The sequence below is a fragment of the Cupriavidus sp. 94F1 genome (genome assembly GCF_057798875.1).
Map to the genome: position 1 here is coordinate 425,194 of NZ_JBYOJT010000002.1, position 19,096 is coordinate 444,289.

Consider the following 19,096-nt stretch of genomic DNA (forward strand, 5'->3'; position numbering starts at 1 on the left):
ACCGACCCGCCGCACCGTCCCGGCACGGCGCGTCGCAAAGGGAAGTTCATGAGCAAGAACACGATTCCGCAGGACCAGATCCGCCAGTCTCAGGTGCTGGTGGTGGGCGACATGATGCTGGACCGCTACTGGTTCGGCGATGTGGAGCGCATCTCGCCGGAAGCGCCCGTGCCCGTGGTGCAGATCAAGCGCAGCGACGAGCGCCTGGGCGGCGCCGCCAACGTGGCCCGCAACGCCGCCGCGCTGGGCGCCCGCGTGGGCATGCTCGGCGTGGTGGGCGACGACGAGCCCGGCCGCACGCTGGAGGCGCTGCTCAACGAGAGCCACGTCCAGCCGTACCTGCATCGCGACGCCAGCCTGAACACCACCATCAAGCTGCGTGTGGTGGCACACCAGCAGCAGCTGTTGCGGGTGGATTTCGAGAACGCGCCGGCCAGCGAAGTGCTGGCTTCGGTACAGGACCGCTACCAGACCCTGGTCAACGACTACCAGGTGCTGGTGCTGTCGGACTACGGCAAGGGCGGCCTGACCCATGTCGGCCGCATGGTCGACGCGGGCCGCGCGGCCGGCCGCACCGTGCTGATCGACCCCAAGGGCGACGATTACTCGCGCTACCGCGGCGCCACGCTGATCACGCCGAACCGCGCCGAAATGCGCGCCGTGGTCGGTGCCTGGAAGACCGAGGCCGACCTGACCATCCGCGCCCAGAACCTGCGCCGCGCGCTTCAGCTCGAAGCGTTGCTGCTGACGCGCTCGGAAGAGGGCATGACGCTCTATACCGAGGCCGAAGTGCTGCATGTCTCGGCCCAGGCGCGCGAAGTCTATGATGTATCGGGGGCCGGCGACACGGTAATTGCCACGCTGGCCACCATGCTGGGCGCCGGTGTGCCGCTCAAGGAAGCCGTGCAGCATGCCAACCGCGCCGGCAGCATCGTCGTCGGCAAGCTGGGTACCGCTGTTGTCACTTATCCCGAATTGTTTGGCGCTGCCTGAGGCGCGCCTGCCAGCCTGAATCCGCCATGACCATCATCGTGACCGGCGCTGCCGGCTTTATCGGCAGCAACATCGTCAAGGGCCTGAACGAACGCGGCGAATCGCATATCGTCGCCGTCGACAACCTGACGCGAGCCGAGAAATTCAACAATCTCGTGGACTGCGAGATTGCCGACTACCTGGACAAGGCCGAGTTCGTCGAGCGTTTCAAGCGCGGCGATTTCGGCCATGTGCGCGCGGTATTCCATGAGGGCGCCTGCTCCGACACCATGGAAACGGACGGCCGCTACATGATGGAGAACAACTACCGCTACACGCTGGCGCTGATGGAAGCCTGCCTGGAGCAGGGCACCCAGTTCCTCTATGCGTCGTCGGCCGCCACTTATGGCGCTTCTACGATGTTCCGCGAGGATCGCGAGTACGAAAAACCGTTGAACGTCTACGGCTATTCGAAATTCCTGTTCGACCAGGTGGTGCGCCGCCGGCTGCCGTCCGCGCATTCCCAGATCGTCGGCTTCCGCTACTTCAACGTCTACGGCCCGCGCGAATTCCACAAGGGCCGCATGGCGTCGGTGGCGTTCCACCATTTCAACCAGTTCCGCGCCGAAGGCTCGGTCAAGCTGTTCGGCGAGTACAACGGCTACGCGCCGGGCACGCAAAGCCGCGACTTCGTGTCGGTGGAAGACGTGGTCAAGGTCAACCTGTACTTCCTCGATCATCCGGAAAAGTCCGGCATCTTCAACCTTGGCACCGGCCGCTCGCAGCCGTTTAACGATATTGCGGTGTCGGTGGTGAATGCATTGCGCGAGTCCGAGGACAAGCCACCCCTGTCGCTGGAAGACATGGTGCAGGAAGGGCTGGTCGAATACGTGAAGTTTCCCGATGCATTGCGCGGCAAGTACCAGTGCTTCACGCAGTCCGACGTCTCGCGCCTGCGCTCGGCCGGCTACGAGGCGCCGTTCCTGACGGTGCAGGAAGGCGTGAGCCGCTACTGCAAGTGGTTGCTCGACCGTAGCTGAAGCGCGCGGCCGCGCATGGCCGTGTCGCGCCCGCGCCACGGTCCAACCTGGCCGGACTCGTAGAAGTCCGGCAGTACATCACCAATATTGCGCTTGGACACACAAACGCGCGGATATTGTGAACTCATGTGTCCAGCCATTTCTGACGTCCGATCGGACTCCTATCCTGACCGCTTCCGTTGCCATCCGGCGGCGGACAGCAACCCGAAAGGAAAGGAGTTTCATCGATGCACAAGACGTACGACGCTGCCCAGGCAAATGCGCCGGCGGCCCGGACCGGCAACTTTCTGACCAGCACATCCCGAAGCGCGCACCGCGCGTGGCGGCGCGCCAGCCTGGCCCTTGCGTTCACGCTGGCCATGGCTGGCATGGGGCCGGCGCACGCCGAGGTCGACGTGAATAGCGCCGACGAGGTGGCGCTGACCACGATCAAGGGCATTGGCCCGGCAACGGCCAAGCGGATTCTGGCGGAGCGCGACAAGAACGGGGCGTTCCAGGACGCGGCTGACCTTGCAGACCGCGTGCCGGGAGTAGGGGCGAAATCGGCGGCCAATCTCCAGGAAGCGGGCCTGACGTTCGGCAAGCCGTCCGCTAACACGGCGGGCGCCCGCAAGGATGGCAAGCCCGCGCCGAAGCCGTCGCCGCAGGCCGCGCCGAAGACCACGCCAGCGCGCTGAGGCCGGCGCTCGCGCCCCGGGTCAACAGCCCGGGGCTGGTATGCGTTGTGCTTCGCTGGCGTGGCATGCGCGCCGCAGCCCCGATTTGCACCACCGGGGGTGCGGGGTATCATGCGCATCGCCGTTGCGGCCCGACGCCTGGCGCCGGCCCGCAACCCGAGATTCCATACCGATCATTCAACCGGCAACGCAGCCGTGCCGCTGACAGGGAGAGAACAACATGGCGAATGGCCAGGACAGCATTGACGACGGGAGTTTCCTGCCGAAATGGCGGCTCAAGACCGAGGGGGTGATCGCTCCCGACGAACGCCTGCCGGCAGGTCAGACGATTCTGGCGGGCATTCAGCACGTGGTGGCGATGTTCGGCTCCACGGCGATTGCCCCGATCCTGATGGGCTTTCCTCCCAATATCGCGATCCTGTTCTCCGGCATCGGCACCTTGCTGTTCTTCCTGTGCGTGCGCGGCCGCGTGCCCAGCTACCTGGGATCGAGCTTCGCGTTCATCGCGGTGGTGATCGCGGCGACCGGCTACAGCGGTAGCGGCCCGAACGCGAATATCCCGGTCGCCCTTGGTGGCATCATCGCCGCGGGCGCCGTGTACACCATCATCGGACTGATCGTGCAGACCGTGGGCTATGCGTGGGTGGAAAAACTGATGCCGCCGGTGGTGACGGGTGCCATCGTCGCTGCCATCGGCCTGAACCTGGCGCCGGTGGCCGTCAAGGCGGTCAGCGGGGCGGCGCTCGATACCTGGGTGGGCCTGCTGACGGTGCTGGCCGTGGGGCTGATCGCGGTACGGGCGCCGGGCATGCTGGGGCGCCTGCCGGTCCTGCTTGGCGGCCTGGCGGGCTACCTCGCGTATTTCGTGGCGACCAACCTGATGGGCCTGGGCCACCCCATCGACTTTTCCGGCGTGGCCGCAGCCAGCTGGTTCGGCATGCCGGCGTTCACCACGCCGGTCTTCCAGGCCAACGCGATGCTGCTGATCGCGCCGGTGGCCATCGTGCTGGTGGCCGAGAACCTGGGCCATATCAAGGCCATTGGCGTGATGACGGGTCGCAATCTCGATCCGTACATCGGCCGCGCATTCATCGGCGATGGCGTGGCCACGATGCTGTCGGCATCCGGCGGCGGCACCGGCGTGACCACGTACGCCGAAAACATGGGCGTGATGGCTGTCACGCGCATCTACTCGACGCTGATCTTCGTGGTGGCCGCGGCGGTGGCGATCCTGCTCGGTTTCTCGCCCAAGTTCGGCGCGCTGATCCTGACGATTCCCGGTCCGGTCATCGGGGGGCTGACCATCGTCGTGTTCGGCCTGATCTCGGCCACGGCGGGGCGCATCTGGGTGCAGAACCACGTGGATTTTTCCAGCTCGCGCAACCTGATCACGGTCGGTGCGACGCTGACCGTGGCCGCTGGCGACCTGACGCTGAAATTCGGCGGCATGACGCTGGGCGGCATCGGGACGGCCACGTTCGGCGCGATCCTGCTGTACCACCTGCTGGGCAGCCGTCATCCGGAAGACCAGGGTCTGACGCACTGAACCGGCGCGCGCCGGCACGGGGCGGAATGGCCCGGCCGCCGGTGCGGGTAAGGTTGGTGCATTACAATGGCCGACGAAAACCGACCTCCCCGCACCATGGCCTACAAAACGATTGAAGACACCATTGGCAACACGCCGCTGGTACGACTGCAGCGTATTCCCGGCGCTGCCATCGAAGCGCGCGGCAACGTGATCCTTGGCAAGCTCGAGGGCAACAACCCGGCCGGCTCGGTCAAGGACCGCCCCGCGCTGTCGATGATCCGCCGCGCAGAAGAGCGTGGCCGCATCAAGCCTGGCGACACGCTGATCGAAGCCACGTCGGGTAACACGGGCATCGCACTGGCCATGGCAGCCGCCATCCGCGGCTATCGCATGGTGCTGATCATGCCCGAGGACCTGAGCCTGGAGCGTCGCCAGAGCATGGCGGCCTATGGCGCGGAAATCATCCTGACCCCGGTCAAGGGCGGCATGGAGTATGCGCGCGACCTGGCCGATGCCATGGAGCGCGAGGGCAAGGGCGTGATCCTGGACCAGTTCGCCAACCCGGACAATCCGCTGGCACACTACGAGTCCACGGGACCGGAGCTCTGGCAGGACACCGAGGGCCGTATTACCCACTTCGTCTCGGCCATGGGCACGACCGGCACCATCACCGGTGTTTCGCGCTTCCTCAAGGAAAAGAACCCCGCCATCCAGATCATCGGTGCCCAGCCCGCTGAAGGGTCGCGCATTCCGGGGATACGCAAGTGGCCCGAAGCGTATCTGCCGAAGATCTACGATCCGAAGTTCATTGATCGCCAGGAGCCTGTCACGCAGGCCGATGCGGAACACATGGCACGCCGGATGGCCCGCGAGGAAGGCATTTTCTGTGGAATCTCGGCCGCTGGCGCCCTGTGCGTGGCGCTGCGCATTGCCGAGGAAGTGGAGAATGCGACGATCGTCTTCGTGGTGTGCGATCGTGGCGACCGCTACCTGTCGACCGGGGTCTTCCCGGCCTGAATCCAGCGCCTGACCCCAGGGACTCGCCACCCAACAAAAAGCCCCGCCGGCATCGCCGCGGGGCTTTTTGCCTGACAGGGGCCTTGGCGCTCAACCCATGGCGGCCTTGACGGCTTCGCCCAGCTGATACACCGCCAGCGCATAGAAGAAGCTGCGGTTGTAGCGCGTCAGGACATAAAAGTTGCGCAGGCCGATCATGTACTCGGTCGGCTGGTCCGGCGTCGGCAAATCGACGACCAGCACCCCTGTTTCGCCTTCGCGCTGCACGTCGATCGGTTCGTCCACGCGCAGCCCGGCCTTGGTCAGCTGGTTCAGCGTGCGCGTCGGCCAGGGTTCGCCGTCGGCCGCGGCCGTGGCCACGCCAAGGCTGCCGGCGTCGCCGGCGATCCGCCAGACCACGGGCCGGCCCTGTTCCCAGCCATGCAGTTGCAGGAATCGGCCAACGCTGCCGATGGCGTCGGTGGGGCTGTTGCGCAGATCGACATGGCCGTCGCCGTCGTAGTCGATGGCGTATTCGCGCAGGCTGGTCGGCATGAATTGCGGGATGCCCACGGCACCGGCGTAGGAGCCCAGGACCGAGTACACGTCGGTCCTGGTGTCGCGGCACCAGACCAGGTAATCGGCAAGCTGGTTGCGGAACAGCGTCGTGCGGGCGTCGCGATTCGGCGTGTCGGGGTAGTCGAACGCCAGGGTGGACAGCGAGTCGAGCACGCGGAATGTGCCCATGTCGCGGCCGTAGATCGTTTCCACGCCAATGATGCCGACGATGACCGATGCCGGCACGCCGAACTCGGCCTCCGCGCGGCGCAGCGCCTCGCGGTTCTGTTGCCAGAAGCGGACACCGGCATTGATGCGGATCGGCTCGATAAAGCGCGACCGGTACGCACGCCAGCTCTTCTTGCCCGGCGTGGTCGGCGGCATGATCAGCCGCGAGACCGTGGCCGAATACACGGCCTGGCTGAAATACGATTCCAGTTCGGCCCGCTGAAAGCCATTGCGCGCCACCATCTCGTCGATGAATGCCTGCGTCTTCGGATGATTCCGGTAGCGGCCCGGTTCGATTTCCTCTTCCCGGACACTTACGCGTCGGCCGGCGGCCAGGAGTCCTGGAGAAACGCCGCACAGGCCCAATGCGGCAGCGGTGAGTGCGGCGCCCAATAGCGGGCGGCGCAAGGAACGCTGTTGGTCGGTCATGATGTCCTTTGCAAGTCGCACCGAGTATAGCGGATGCGATACACGCGACGCCCCGTTCCGGGGGGATTGGTTACGAAGTTCGGGCGTCGCCGAGTCCGGGTACGTCCTGTGCTAACGTAATGGCTGGAGACAAACTTGACCCACAATCCAAAATGCCAACGGGTTATTACACGCATCCGTCGTTCCTGCAGCACGAGATGGGGTTTTTCCATCCCGAATGCCCGGAACGCCTGCAGGCCATCGAAGACCATCTGATTTCGCACGGGATGGACGGCCTGCTCGACCGGCGCGATGCCCCGGCCGCCACCGACGAGCAGATCGAGCGCGTGCATCGGCACGACTACGTTGCCAGCCTGAGCGCCAACAGTCCATCGACCGGCTACTACCCGATCGACCCCGACACGTCCATGAACTGCCACACCCTCACCGCCGCCACCCATGCGGCCGGTGCAGCCGTGGCCGCCACCGACGCGGTGATCGCGGGCCAGCTCGAAAACGCATTCTGCTGCGTGCGTCCACCGGGCCATCACGCCGAGCCCGACCATGCGATGGGTTTCTGTTTCTTCAACAACGTGGCCATTGCGGCCAGGCACGCCATCGCGGCCCACGGCCTGCAGCGCGTGGCGGTTGTCGATTTTGACGTACATCACGGCAACGGCACCGAAGCGGCCTTCCGCGACGACCCGCAGGTCATGATGTGCAGCTTCTTCCAGCATCCGTTCTATCCGTACAGCGGCACCGAGCACCTGGCGGCGAACATGTCGAATATTCCGCTGCCGGCGTACACCAACGGCATGGCCGTGCGCGAGGTGGTGGAAACCATCTGGCTGCCGCGTCTGAACGAGTTCAAGCCAGAGATGATTTTCATCTCGGCGGGCTTCGACGCGCACCGCGAGGACGACCTGGGCCAGATGGGGCTGGTCGAGCAGGACTACACCTGGATCACCGAGCAACTGGTGCAGGTGGCCAAGACCCACGCGCAGGGCCGCATCGTCAGTTGTCTGGAGGGCGGCTATAACCTCAGCGCGCTCGCGCGTAGTGTCTTCGCCCATCTCAAGGTGCTAATGGAAGCCTGAATATGCTTTATTCGGCCCAAAATGACGCCCTATATGACGTGAGCGCATAAAGGCATCGGAAAAATCTCGTTTGAGGTATGAAGCGGATCGCATAAAATGCGGGCTTCACAAAAATAAGACCCGGCAACACCGCAGGAGACCCCGCGCTGTTGCCGTTTTCTTTTCTCTTCATGATCGAACTGCAAGGACTCTCGCAGCGGTTCCCCGGCGGGTCGGGGGAAGTGCATGCCCTGCGCGATGTCAGCCTCTCCATCGCCGCCGGCGAGATCTTCGGCATCATCGGCCGAAGCGGCGCCGGCAAGAGCACGCTGGTGCGTGCCATCAACCTGCTGAACCGGCCTTCCAGCGGCCGCGTGATCGTCGACGGCCAGGATCTCACCGCGCTGAACAACGGCGCGCTGCGCGAGGCGCGTCGCGAGATCGGCATGATCTTCCAGCACTTCAACCTGCTGTCGTCGCGCACCGTGTATGACAACGTGGCGCTGCCGCTCGAACTGGCGGGCAAGTCGAAGCAGGACATCGCCGCGACCGTCGAGCCGTTGCTGGAACTGGTCGGCCTGTCGAAGCTGCGCGACCGCTATCCCGCGCAGATCAGCGGCGGGCAGAAGCAGCGTGTGGGCATCGCCCGCGCCTTGGCCAGCAAGCCCAAGGTGCTGCTGTCGGACGAAGCCACGTCGGCGCTGGACCCGGAGACCACGCGCTCGATCCTGGAACTGCTCAAGCAGATCAACCGGGAACTGGGCCTGACCATCGTGATGATCACGCACCAGATGGAGGTCATCAAGCAGGTCTGCGACCGCGTGGCCGTGCTCGAAGCCGGGCAGGTCGTGGAATCGGGGCGCGTGATCGACGTATTCCTGCGCCCGCAGCATGAGGTCACCCGCGCGATGATCGGCGACGTGATTGCGCAGGAATTGCCGGCCAGCGTGCTCAAGCGTGTGGAAAGCCGCCTGGGCAATGGCCGCGACCATGTCTACCGCCTGGCATTCACCGGCGACAACGTGGACCAGCCGGTGCTGGCGCAAGCCATTCGCCAGCACGGTCTGGACTTCAACATCCTGCACGGCCATATCGACGAGATCCAGGGCCAGGCATTTGGCTCGCTGGCGATCATGGCCACGGGCGAACCTGCCGCGGTGCGCGCGGCGATGGACTATCTGCAGACGCAGGGCGTGGTCGTGGAGGAGATCGAACATGTGGTCTGAAATGTTTGACCTGTTCCTGTCGTCGTTCGGCGAGACCTTGCTGATGGTGGCCATCTCGGGCGTGGTCGGATCGCTGCTGGGCGTGCCGCTGGGCGTGCTGCTGCACCTGACCAATCGTGGCGGCGTGCTGTCGCATCCGCTGTTCAACCGCACGATTGGCGTGGTCGTGAACGCGGTGCGCTCGATCCCGTTCATCATCCTGCTGGTGGTGGTGATCCCGTTCACGCGCTTTATCGTCGGGTCGTCGATCGGCACCACGGCGGCCATCGTGCCGCTGACGATCGCCGCCGTGCCGTTCATCGCGCGCCTGGTGGAAGCCGCGCTGCGCGAGGTGGACAAGGGCCTGGTGGAGGCCGCGCAATCGATGGGCGCCACCACCGGCCAGATTGTCTGGAAGGTGCTGCTGCCGGAAGCCATGCCCGGCATCGTGGCGGGTTTGACGATCACGTTCGTGAGCCTGGTTGGCTATTCGGCCATGGCCGGCGCCATCGGCGGCGGCGGACTCGGGGATTTGGGCATTCGCTATGGCTACCAGCGGTACATCACCGAGATCATGGTGGCCGTGGTGCTGATCCTGATCGTGTTCGTCCAGGCAGTGCAGAGCTTTGGTGACTGGCTGGTGCGCCGGATCAGCCATCGGTGAGCCATCGTTGAGCCATAACAATTTCTACGCAGGGAAACTCAGGGGTAAATCGCAATGCAACGTCGTAGTGTGATCAAGAGCGCCATCGTCGCGCTGGGTGTGGTGGTGTCGGCCGGCGCGTTTGCGCAGGACAAGCCGATCAAGATCGGCGTCACGGGGGGGCCGCACGCCCAGATCATGGAGCAGGTGAAGAAGGTGGCGGCCAAGGACGGCCTGAATATCCAGGTGGTGGAATTCAGCGACTACATCCAGCCCAACGCGGCGCTGGCCGCCGGCGATCTCGACGCCAACAGCTACCAGCATCTGCCGTATCTGGAAGCCCAGATCAAGGATCGCGGCTACAAGTTCACGCATGTCGGCTTCACGGTGACGTTCCCGATGGGCGTCTACTCGAAGAAGATCAAGTCGCTCGACCAGATCAAGCAGGGCGCCCGCGTGGGTGTGCCGAACGACCCCACCAACGGTGGCCGCGGTCTGCTGCTGCTGCAGGCCAAGGGTCTGATCAAGCTGCGCCCGGACGCCGGCCTGAAGGCCACGCCGCTGGACATCGTCGAGAACCCGAAGAAGATCAAGATCGTGGAACTGGACGCCGCACAGCTGCCGCGTTCGCTCGACGACCTGGACGCCGCTGCCATCAACGGCAACTACGCCGAATCGGCCGGCCTGTCGCCTACGCGTGACGCCATCGCCATGGAAGGCCCGAAGGGTCCTTACGCCAACCTGATCGCCATCCGTACCGCCGACAAGGACAAGCCCTGGGTGGCCAAGCTGGTGAAGGCGTATCACTCGCCTGAAATCAAGCAGTACGTGCAGAGCACTTTTAAGGAATCCGTGATTACCGCCTGGTAATTTCTGGAGGTTTTCATCCAAACCGTGCGCCGGCAGGGCATCCTGCGGCACAATCGCGATAATTTTTTTGGATTGCCGGCTATGCCCGGCAATTCTTTGTCGATAAAATAGTACGATCGTTCGAAAAACAAGAGAGTCGCCACCCCGGTGGTTATAATGGCGAGCGATTCAAAAACTTTGGAACTATCAGCTATCAGTGGAGTGAGCGCATGAAAGTACTCGTCGCAGTCAAGCGGGTGGTGGACTACAACGTCAAGGTCCGCGTGAAGTCGGATGGCACGGGCGTTGACCTGGCCAACGTCAAGATGAGCATGAACCCGTTCGACGAAATCGCCGTCGAAGAGGCCGTGCGCCTGAAGGAAGCCGGCGTCGTCACCGAGGTCATCGCCGTGTCGTGCGGCGTGGCCCAGTGCCAGGAAACCCTGCGTACCGCGATGGCCATTGGCGCCGACCGCGGCATCCTGGTGGAGTCAAACGAAGACCTGCAACCGCTGGCCGTGGCCAAGCTGCTGAAGGCACTGATCGACAAGGAACAGCCGAGCCTGGTAATTCTGGGCAAGCAGGCCATCGACGACGACTCGAACCAGACCGGCCAGATGGTGGCCGCGCTGGCCGGCCTGCCGCAAGCCACGTTCGCCTCGAAGGTGGTGGTGGCCGACGGCAAGGCTTCGGTGACGCGTGAAGTGGATGGCGGTCTGGAAACGCTGTCGGTCAAGCTGCCGGCCGTGGTGACCACCGACCTGCGCCTGAACGAGCCGCGCTACGTGACGCTGCCGAACATCATGAAGGCGAAGAAGAAGCCGCTGGATACCGTGAAGCCGGAAGACCTCGGCGTCGACGTGAAGCCGCGCCTGCAGACCGTCAAGGTTGTCGAGCCTGCCAAGCGCAGCGCCGGCGTGATGGTGCCGGACGTTGCCACGCTGGTGCAAAAGCTGAAGTCGGAAGCCAAGGTTATCTGAGCGCGGGGGAGAAAAGAACATGACTGCACTTGTCATTGCTGAACACGACAATCAATCGATCAAGGCCGCCACGCTGAACGCCGTGACGGCTGCTGCCCAGTGCGGCGGCGACGTCCACGTGCTGGTGGCCGGTTCCAACGCCCGCGCCGCGGCCGATGCCGCCGCGAAGATCGCCGGCGTGTCGAAGGTCCTGCTGGCCGACGCACCGTACTTTGCCGACGGCCTGGCCGAAAACGTGGGCGAACAGATCCTGGCCATCGCCAGCGACTATTCGCACATCGTTGCCCCGGCGACCGCTTCGGGCAAGAACATCCTGCCGCGCGTGGCTGCCAAGCTGGACGTGGCCCAGTTGTCGGACATCACCAAGGTGGATTCGCCCGACACGTTCGAGCGTCCGATCTACGCCGGCAACGCCATCGCCACGGTCAAGTCGGCAGACAAGATCAAGGTGATCACGGTGCGTGGCACGGCATTCGACCCGGCCGCCGCCGAAGGTGGCTCGGCTGCGGTGGAAACGCTGCCGGCCGTGGCCGACGCGGGCATCTCGCAATTCGTGTCGCGCGAAGTGACCAAGAGCGATCGTCCGGAACTGACCGCCGCCAAGATCATCGTTTCGGGTGGCCGTGGCGTGGGTTCGGGCGAGAACTACACCAAGGTGCTGACCCCGCTGGCCGACAAGCTCGGCGCGGCGCTGGGCGCATCGCGCGCCGCAGTCGATGCCGGCTTCGTGCCGAACGACTACCAGGTGGGCCAGACCGGCAAGATCGTCGCCCCGCAGCTGTACATCGCCGTCGGTATCTCGGGCGCGATCCAGCATCTGGCCGGCATGAAGGACTCCAAGGTGATCGTCGCGATCAACAAGGACGCGGAAGCCCCGATCTTCTCGGTGGCGGACTACGGCCTGGTGGGCGACCTGAACACCGTGGTGCCCGAGCTGGTGGCAGCACTGGGCTGATAAAGCCCGACCGGCCGGTTCGACATCGCATTGAACCGGCCGCACGCAGAACTACTATAAAGCCGTTCCGGGTAGCTTCCCGCGAGCGGCTTTTTTGCAGGATCGTGGAGACATACGATGACCTATCGCGCACCACTCAAGGACATGCAGTTCGTCATGAACGAACTGGCAGGGCTTGAACAGATCAGCCAGTTGCCCGGCTACGAAGAGGCAACCCCCGATACGGCGCAGGCCGTGCTCGAAGAAGCCGCCAAGTTCAACGAACAGGTGGTGGCGCCGCTGAACCGTCCGGGCGACCTCAGCCCCAGCAGCTGGAAGGATGGCGTGGTCACCACCACGGCCGGCTTCAAGGATGCGTTCCGGCAGTTTGGCGAAGGCGGCTGGCAGGGTGTGCTGCATCCGGCCGAATTCGAAGGCCAGGGCCTGCCCAAGCTGGTGGCCACGCCGTGCATCGAGATGCTGAACAGTGCGAACCTGTCGTTCGCGCTGTGCCCGCTGCTGACCGACGGCGCCATCGAGGCCCTGCTGACGGCGGGCAGCGATGACCAGAAGGCAACTTTCCTGCCCAAGCTGATCTCGGGTGAGTGGACCGGCACGATGAACCTGACCGAGCCGCAAGCCGGGTCGGACCTGGCTGCGGTGCGCACGCGCGCCGAGCCGCAGGGCGACGGCACGTTCAAGATTTTCGGCACCAAGATCTTCATCACGTATGGCGAGCACGACATGGCGGACAACATCGTCCACCTGGTGCTGGCGCGCACACCCACCGCACCCGAGGGCGTGAAGGGCATCTCGCTGTTCATCGTGCCCAAGTTCAAGGTGAACGCCGATGGGTCGCTGGGCGAACGCAACGACGTGCAGTGCGTGTCGATCGAGCACAAGCTTGGCATCAAGGCCAGTCCCACGGCGGTGCTGCAGTTCGGCGACCACGGCGGTGCCATCGGCACGCTGGTGGGCGAGGAGAACCGCGGCCTCGAGTACATGTTCATCATGATGAACTCGGCGCGCTTCGCGGTGGGCATGCAGGGCATTGCGATTTCCGAGCGCGCTTACCAGCAGGCCGTGGCGTACGCGAAGGACCGCGTGCAGAGCCGGCCCGTGGATGGATCGGCGCGCGAGGCGGTGACGATCATCCATCATCCGGACGTCAAGCGCATGCTGATGACGATGCGCGCGCTGATCGAAGGCGCCCGCGCCGTGGCCTACGTGGCCGCCGCGGCCAGCGACATCGCCCACCAGCATCCCGACGAAGCCGTGCGCCGCGAGAACATGGCGCTCTACGAGTTCCTGGTGCCAGTGGTGAAGGGCTGGAGCACCGAGCTGTCGATCGACGTGACGAGCCTGGGCGTGCAGGTGCACGGCGGCATGGGCTTCATCGAGGAAACGGGCGCGGCGCAGCATTATCGCGACGCCCGCATCCTGACCATATACGAAGGCACGACGGCTATCCAGGCCAACGACCTGGTCGGTCGCAAGACCGTGCGCGATGGCGGCGCCGTCGCGCGTGCCATCTGCGCGAAGATCGCCGAAACCGAAGCCGAACTGGGCAAGCACGGCGGCGCGTCGTTCAAGGCCGTGCAGACGCAGCTGAAGCTGGGCCGCGAGGCGCTGGAAGCCGTGGTGCAGTTCGTGGTGGAAAATGCCAAGGGCGATCCGAACGCCGTGTTTGCCGGCAGCGTGCCTTACCTGAAGCTCTGCGGCATCGTGCTGTCGGGCTGGCAACTGGGCCGCGCCATGCTGGTGGCCGACGCGAAGCGTGCGGAAGATCCGGCGTTCTACGACGCCAAGATCGCGACCGCGTATTTCTTTGGCCAGCACATCCTGTCGCAGGCCTCGTCGCTGCGCGCGGCCATCGTGGAAGGCGCGGAGCCGGTCAAGGCCATGATGGCCGATCAGTTCTGATGCGCGTCACGCCATCGTAACAATGCGAAAAGGGCGACCCGCGGGTCGCCCTTCCTGTTTCTGCAGCGCTGGCAATCATGCCGCCACCGGACGCGGCACGTGGTGCGTGCGCGGCGGCTTGCGATAGCGATCCACCGACAGGTCGTCGGCGCGAATCGCCGGGCGCGTGCCCGATACCAGGTCGGACAGCAACCGGCCCGAGCCGCAAGCCATGGTCCAGCCCAGCGTGCCGTGGCCGGTGTTGAGCCACAGGCCGCGAATGCCGGCAGGGCCCACCACGGGCGTGCCGTCCGGCGTCATCGGACGCAGGCCGGTCCAGAACGTGGCGCGGCTCACATCGCCGGCACCCGGGAACAGGTCGGTCAACACGTGTTCGAGCGTACGGCGCTTGTTCGGATCGAGCGAGCGGTCGTAGCCGACGATCTGTGCCATGCCGCCCACGCGGATGCGATCGTCGAAGCGCGTGATCGCCACCTTGTAGGTCTCGTCCAGCACCGTCGACACCGGGCTCTTGTCGGCATCGCGCAGCGGCACCGTAATCGAGAAGCCCTTGAGCGGATAGACCGGCAGATTCGACAGGCCCGGCAGCACCGGCTTCACGAACGGCGTGGACCAGCTGCCCAGCGCCACCACCACGGCATCGGCCAGCATCGGCTCGCCGCCGACGATGGCGCCGGTCACGGCATCGCCCTGGGTCAGCAGGCCGTCGATCGACCGGTTGTACTGGAACTGCACGCCGATCGACGCAGCCATGGCTGCCAGCCGTTCGGTAAACAGCTGGCAGTCCCCGGTTTCATCGTTCGGCAGGCGCAAGCCACCCGCCAGCTTTTGGCCGGCGGCGGCAAGCGCCGGTTCGCTCGCGCCGAGTTCGTCGCGCGAGAGCAATTCGTAGGGCACGCCGGCTTCTTCCAGCACGGCGATGTCGCGCGACGCGGCTTCCATCTGCGCATCGGTACGGAACACCTGCAGCGTGCCCTGCTGGCGGCCTTCGTAGGCAATACCGGTCTCGGCGCGCAGCGTGCGGATGCAGTCACGGCTGTACTCGGCCAGCCGCACCATGCGTTCCTTGTTCACGGCATAGCGGTCGGCCGTGCAGTTCTGCAGCATCTGCCACATCCACTGCAGCTGGAACAGCGAGCCATCAGGCTTGATGGTCAGCGGCGCATGTTCCTGGAACATCCACTTGATCGCCTTCAGCGGCACGCCCGGAGCGGCCCACGGCGACGCATAGCCCGGCGAGATCTGGCCGGCATTGGCAAAGCTGGTGCCCAGTGCCGGGCCGCCTTCGCGGTCCACCACGGTCACTTCGTGACCGGCGCGGGCCAGATACCACGCACTGGTGACGCCAATCACGCCACTGCCAAGAACAAGAACGCGCATTTTCGGGGCTCCGTACTGCCAACCAAGGCTATAGAAGAATTCGCTTCTATACTATTGACTTCGAAGCAGTGTTAGTTCGCGAATTTCTTATAAAAACAGGAAAGATTCATGAGAACAAGCCGCCAGCCGGTCCGCTCGCTGGACCGCCTGGATCGCAAGATCCTTGGGGTGCTGCAGGGCGATGGCCGGATATCGATGAAAGACCTGGCGGAAGCCGTGGGGCTGACGATCACGCCCTGCATCGAGCGCGTGAAGCGGCTGGAGCGCGACGGCGTCATCATGGGCTACTACGCGCGGCTGAATCCGGCCCTGCTGGGCAGCGCGCTGCTGGTGTTCGTCGAGATATCGCTGAACAACAAGTCGGGCAACATGTTCGAACAGTTCCGGCGCGAGGTTCTGCGCATCCCCGAGGTGCTGGAGTGCCATCTGGTGTCGGGCGATTTCGATTACCTGATCAAGGCACGCATCCGGGAGATTGGGGAGTACCGCCGGCTGCTGGGGGACATCCTGCTGCAACTGCCCGGCGCCGCGCAGTCGAAGAGCTATGTCGTGATGGAAGAAATCAAGGAAACGCTGGCGATCGCGGTGGACGCCAAGGAAAGTAGCGTATCCGGCACGACCTGAATTCGGGCTTGGATCACGGTCATCGATACTGTATATTTGTACAGTACCTATCGCCCCAAGACCCACCCCATGCCCCCGATTCCCATGCCGCCCCGAAAGGGCCGCGGTGCTGTCAGCAACCTGCAGGGACGCTTCGAGCGCGATCAGCGCGAGGCGTTCGACGATGGGTGGCTGGCGCCGGAGGAATCCCCATCCGGCGACGGGACGGGTGCAGACGCGGCGCTGCCGCCCCGGCTGGTCACGCAGGTGACGCGCGAGCAGGCCAGGTCGATCCTCTCGCGCAATGCATCGCCCGATATTCCGTTCGATACGTCGCTGAATCCGTATCGCGGCTGTGAACATGGCTGCATCTACTGTTTTGCGCGCCCGACGCACGCCTACCTGGACCTGTCGCCGGGGCTCGATTTCGAGACGAAGCTGTACGCCAAGGCCAACGCCGCGGAGCGCCTGCGTGACGAATTGTCCCGGCCATCGTATCGCTGCGAGACGATTGCGCTGGGCGTGAATACCGACGCCTATCAGCCGATCGAGCGCGAGCAGCGCATCACACGTGGCGTTCTGGAAGTGCTGCACGAGACCGACCACCCGGTGGCGCTGATCACCAAGTCATCGCTGATCGAGCGCGACATCGACCTGCTGGCGCCGATGGCCGCACAGCGGGTGGCGGTGGCGGCGGTGACCATCACCACGCTCGATGCCGACGTGGCGCGCACGCTGGAGCCCCGCGCCGCTACGCCGTCGCGCCGGCTGCGCACGATTCGGGAACTGACCGATGCCGGGATTCCGGTGGGCGTGAGTGTGGCCCCGGTCATCCCGTTCATTACGGAGCCCGATCTGGAAAGAATTCTGGAAGCCGCGCATGACGCGGGGGCGGTCTACGCCAATTACGTCGTGTTGCGTTTGCCGTGGGAAGTGCGCCCGCTGTTCCAGGAATGGCTGCAGGCGCATTTTCCCGACCGTGCCGAGCGGGTCATGAACCGCGTACGCGACATGCGTGGCGGCAAGGATTACGACGCCGATTTCGCTTCGCGCATGCGCGGCACGGGGATCTGGGCCGATCTGATCCGGCAGCGGTTCTACAAGGCCGCGGATCGTCTCGGATTTCGCTATAACCGCTTCGAGCTCGATACGTCGCGGTTCAGGCCACCGCCCAGACCGACGCGATCGATGCGGCCGTGCGGCGGCGAAGACAGGCAAGGCTCGCTCTTCTGAGTTTCCTTGCGTGCTGTCGCCGGTGCATCCAGGCTGTCGCCGATCATGCGGCAGGCCAGTTCCAGTGCCGTCCGGGCACTGGCGGGCGGCAAGCCCGACGACATGGCCAGGCGCACGGCAATCGCCGCCAGGCGTCCTTCCTCGTAGCTGGGATGTTCCATCAGCGTCTCCTTCGCAGCCCTGCAGCGGTGCAGTGCCGCCTGTCATTTGGACCTAAGCAGTATGGTCGTTTTACGAGTTATCGACAGGCTTATTGCGTGGAGTCTTGCGGTCGGTCAAGGGGCGCTATTCCTGTGACAGCGCCTTGGCGGCTTCGACCTGCGATTCGAAGAAGGTCTGGAAGCTGATCGCCAGCCCCGCCATCAGCAGGCCCGTGCCGATCATCAGCGACAGGATGACGAGAATCACCACCGGCCAGCCCGAGCGCGTGGGCGTACCGTGCGCGTTATAGCGGGCATCCCATTTGTCGTCGGGCCGCAGGCCGAACACGATGGCGGTCAGGAAGGCGCCGATGACCGATACGCCACCCGCCACGGCAAACATCCAGTTCAGGGCCGGATTGCCGGCGCCCACGATCAGCGAGGTCACGCCGATGGCACCCGCTGCCGTGGCCAGCAGATGGGCCCAGCCGAACGGGTCACGCAGACCCTTCAGATAAAAGCGATGTGCCCCGAGGCTGCCAAGCAGGAAGGCCAGCGCGACGGTGATCAGTTTGGATTTTCCGCCACGCGCTGTGGGTGGGCTGGCGGGTTCACGGGCAATGGCGGGGGCTTGGCTGGCGGCAGGCATCGTAGGCGAGACTAGGCGAACGGAAAATCCCTTCGATGCCGGCGGCATCGGCGCCCATTGTAGCGTCAGGACGGCCAGATCGACGCCAGGGCGCCGGCCACCATTTGGGAGATATGCGTTTCGCTGTACAGCACCAGGGTCAGCATCAGCATGAACAGCAGCGACAATGACAACTGGCCCGCGTGTCGGGCCAGGTCGTGAAGAAGGGGAGACATGATGAACCTCGACAGATCGTTCTTGTGGAGGCCGCGCCCAGCCTCCAGGACCCGGACAGTGGGTGCCGGGCAGAGGCAGGTCAGTTTGATTGCCGTCCGCGCAACAACGGCACGCTGGAGATCCCGGACAGCGCCGGGCGGCAGCCTGTGCGGCGTTTTCTGGCACGCACGTCAAGACTGACCATGAAAAAAGGCCGGAAGTTCCGGCCTTTGGGGTGGGCTTCCCCGGGAAGTGCGTCAGCGTCCGCCGTCGCGGCCGCGCGCCTGCCAGCCGGGGCCGACATGGGCGGGGCGCATCTCGTTGCCGCGCATCGACGCGTCGCCTCCGTTGTTGCGATCGGCGCCGCCAGACTGGCGTGCGGACCGTTCATCGCTCTGGCCGCCAGGGCCGGGCGGGCGGCCGCTCAGCCGGTCGTCGTTGCGCGCGCGCTGTTCCATCCGGTCGATCTGCGCCTGGACGTGATCGCGGTTTTCCGCGCGCACGCTGGCAACGTCCCACCCGGCGCCCACCCGGCCCATACGAACCGGATGCTCGGCGAAGGCGCGCTGCCAGAAGGCGACTTGTGCGTGGCTGGTGGCAACTGTGCCAACCAGGCCGATGACGGCCACGGCACCAGCCACCAGATGGCGCAGGTGGGGGCGTGTAAGCATGCGGAATCCCAATGTCCTGTAGCAGGTGATGAGTCAGGCGTTGGGTTCATGGTACGCAGCGGGGCTGTGATGGCCTATGCGAAACCCGTTACTGGTGTAACGGATTGTTTCGTCATTTTTGCCACGTTTGTCGCGTCCGCCGAAACCCCGCGTGGCGCCTCGGCTGACGGCGATTAGAGGCCTGTTTCAAGGCGTGCGGGAATGCGAG

Annotated in this window: 19 protein-coding genes; 14 read left to right on the top strand and 5 right to left on the bottom strand. The window is 64.8% G+C overall.

The window, feature by feature from the left end:
* The first annotated feature begins 48 nt into the window (after nt 1-48).
* The 5 genes from rfaE1 to cysM all read left to right on the top strand — a co-directional run bounded on the left by rfaE1 (nt 49) and on the right by cysM (nt 5,234).
* Entirely contained in the window at nt 49-993 is a 945-nt protein-coding gene (gene rfaE1 / locus AC3FJ6_RS05995) for a D-glycero-beta-D-manno-heptose-7-phosphate kinase (RefSeq protein ID WP_400391713.1), read from the top strand.
* A gap of 26 nt (nt 994-1,019) precedes the next feature.
* The gene (gene rfaD / locus AC3FJ6_RS06000; RefSeq protein ID WP_153947441.1) at nt 1,020-2,012 is read left to right on the top strand and encodes an ADP-glyceromanno-heptose 6-epimerase; all 993 of its coding nucleotides are present in this window, start codon (nt 1,020-1,022) and stop codon (nt 2,010-2,012) included.
* A 227-nt stretch (nt 2,013-2,239) separates the two neighbouring features.
* A complete protein-coding gene (locus AC3FJ6_RS06005) occupies nt 2,240-2,689 on the top strand; it encodes a ComEA family DNA-binding protein (protein ID WP_488771105.1) in 450 nt (149 codons plus the stop codon).
* Between the two features lie 220 nt (nt 2,690-2,909).
* A complete protein-coding gene (locus AC3FJ6_RS06010; RefSeq protein ID WP_488771106.1) occupies nt 2,910-4,235 on the top strand; it encodes a solute carrier family 23 protein in 1,326 nt (441 codons plus the stop codon).
* A 96-nt stretch (nt 4,236-4,331) separates the two neighbouring features.
* The gene (cysM, locus tag AC3FJ6_RS06015) at nt 4,332-5,234 is read left to right on the top strand and encodes a cysteine synthase CysM (protein WP_092594854.1); all 903 of its coding nucleotides are present in this window, start codon (nt 4,332-4,334) and stop codon (nt 5,232-5,234) included.
* A gap of 90 nt (nt 5,235-5,324) precedes the next feature.
* On the opposite strand, the gene mltB is transcribed toward cysM, so the two are convergent.
* Nucleotides 5,325-6,428 (bottom strand): lytic murein transglycosylase B, encoded by a 1,104-nt coding sequence (gene mltB, locus AC3FJ6_RS06020; RefSeq protein WP_153947444.1) that lies wholly within the window; start codon nt 6,426-6,428, stop codon nt 5,325-5,327.
* 152 nt (nt 6,429-6,580) lie between these two features.
* Between mltB and AC3FJ6_RS06025 the strand changes: the two genes are divergently transcribed.
* The 7 genes from AC3FJ6_RS06025 to AC3FJ6_RS06055 all read left to right on the top strand — a co-directional run bounded on the left by AC3FJ6_RS06025 (nt 6,581) and on the right by AC3FJ6_RS06055 (nt 14,017).
* The gene (locus AC3FJ6_RS06025) at nt 6,581-7,504 is read left to right on the top strand and encodes a histone deacetylase family protein (RefSeq protein ID WP_400393256.1); all 924 of its coding nucleotides are present in this window, start codon (nt 6,581-6,583) and stop codon (nt 7,502-7,504) included.
* Nucleotides 7,505-7,674: 170 nt separating this feature from the next.
* A complete protein-coding gene (locus AC3FJ6_RS06030) occupies nt 7,675-8,709 on the top strand; it encodes a methionine ABC transporter ATP-binding protein (protein ID WP_400393254.1) in 1,035 nt (344 codons plus the stop codon).
* A complete protein-coding gene (locus tag AC3FJ6_RS06035; RefSeq protein WP_092594846.1) occupies nt 8,699-9,352 on the top strand; it encodes a methionine ABC transporter permease in 654 nt (217 codons plus the stop codon). Before AC3FJ6_RS06030 ends, AC3FJ6_RS06035 begins: the two co-directional genes overlap by 11 nt.
* A 54-nt stretch (nt 9,353-9,406) precedes the next feature.
* Entirely contained in the window at nt 9,407-10,201 is a 795-nt protein-coding gene (locus AC3FJ6_RS06040) for a MetQ/NlpA family ABC transporter substrate-binding protein (protein WP_488771107.1), read from the top strand.
* A gap of 209 nt (nt 10,202-10,410) precedes the next feature.
* Nucleotides 10,411-11,160 (top strand): electron transfer flavoprotein subunit beta/FixA family protein, encoded by a 750-nt coding sequence (locus AC3FJ6_RS06045; protein WP_066739205.1) that lies wholly within the window; start codon nt 10,411-10,413, stop codon nt 11,158-11,160.
* 19 nt (nt 11,161-11,179) lie between these two features.
* Nucleotides 11,180-12,115 carry an electron transfer flavoprotein subunit alpha/FixB family protein gene (locus AC3FJ6_RS06050; RefSeq protein ID WP_488771108.1) on the top strand — a complete coding sequence of 312 codons (936 nt, stop codon included), beginning with the start codon at nt 11,180-11,182 and terminating at the stop codon, nt 12,113-12,115.
* A gap of 117 nt (nt 12,116-12,232) precedes the next feature.
* Nucleotides 12,233-14,017, top strand: a complete 1,785-nt coding sequence (locus AC3FJ6_RS06055; RefSeq protein WP_488771109.1) for an acyl-CoA dehydrogenase — start codon at nt 12,233-12,235, stop codon at nt 14,015-14,017.
* A 75-nt stretch (nt 14,018-14,092) separates the two neighbouring features.
* Here the strand turns inward: AC3FJ6_RS06055 and AC3FJ6_RS06060 are convergent, their stop codons facing one another.
* Nucleotides 14,093-15,397 (bottom strand): D-amino acid dehydrogenase, encoded by a 1,305-nt coding sequence (locus AC3FJ6_RS06060; RefSeq protein ID WP_488771110.1) that lies wholly within the window; start codon nt 15,395-15,397, stop codon nt 14,093-14,095.
* Nucleotides 15,398-15,505: 108 nt separating this feature from the next.
* Here AC3FJ6_RS06060 and AC3FJ6_RS06065 point away from each other — a divergent pair, with 108 nt between their 5' ends.
* Both AC3FJ6_RS06065 and AC3FJ6_RS06070 read left to right on the top strand, forming a co-directional pair.
* Entirely contained in the window at nt 15,506-16,021 is a 516-nt protein-coding gene (locus AC3FJ6_RS06065; protein WP_153947457.1) for an Lrp/AsnC ligand binding domain-containing protein, read from the top strand.
* Between the two features lie 69 nt (nt 16,022-16,090).
* Nucleotides 16,091-17,233 (top strand): PA0069 family radical SAM protein, encoded by a 1,143-nt coding sequence (locus AC3FJ6_RS06070; protein ID WP_488771111.1) that lies wholly within the window; start codon nt 16,091-16,093, stop codon nt 17,231-17,233.
* Nucleotides 17,234-17,518: 285 nt separating this feature from the next.
* Here the strand turns inward: AC3FJ6_RS06070 and AC3FJ6_RS06075 are convergent, their stop codons facing one another.
* From AC3FJ6_RS06075 to AC3FJ6_RS06085, 3 genes are all read right to left on the bottom strand, one after another.
* On the bottom strand, nt 17,519-18,022 hold the full coding sequence (locus AC3FJ6_RS06075) for an NINE protein (RefSeq protein ID WP_487523207.1): 504 nt from the start codon (nt 18,020-18,022) through the stop codon (nt 17,519-17,521).
* Nucleotides 18,023-18,087: 65 nt separating this feature from the next.
* On the bottom strand, nt 18,088-18,237 hold the full coding sequence (locus tag AC3FJ6_RS06080; protein WP_487523206.1) for a hypothetical protein: 150 nt from the start codon (nt 18,235-18,237) through the stop codon (nt 18,088-18,090).
* A 237-nt stretch (nt 18,238-18,474) separates the two neighbouring features.
* Nucleotides 18,475-18,888, bottom strand: a complete 414-nt coding sequence (locus AC3FJ6_RS06085) for a hypothetical protein (protein ID WP_488771112.1) — start codon at nt 18,886-18,888, stop codon at nt 18,475-18,477.
* Nucleotides 18,889-19,096 lie beyond the last annotated feature (208 nt).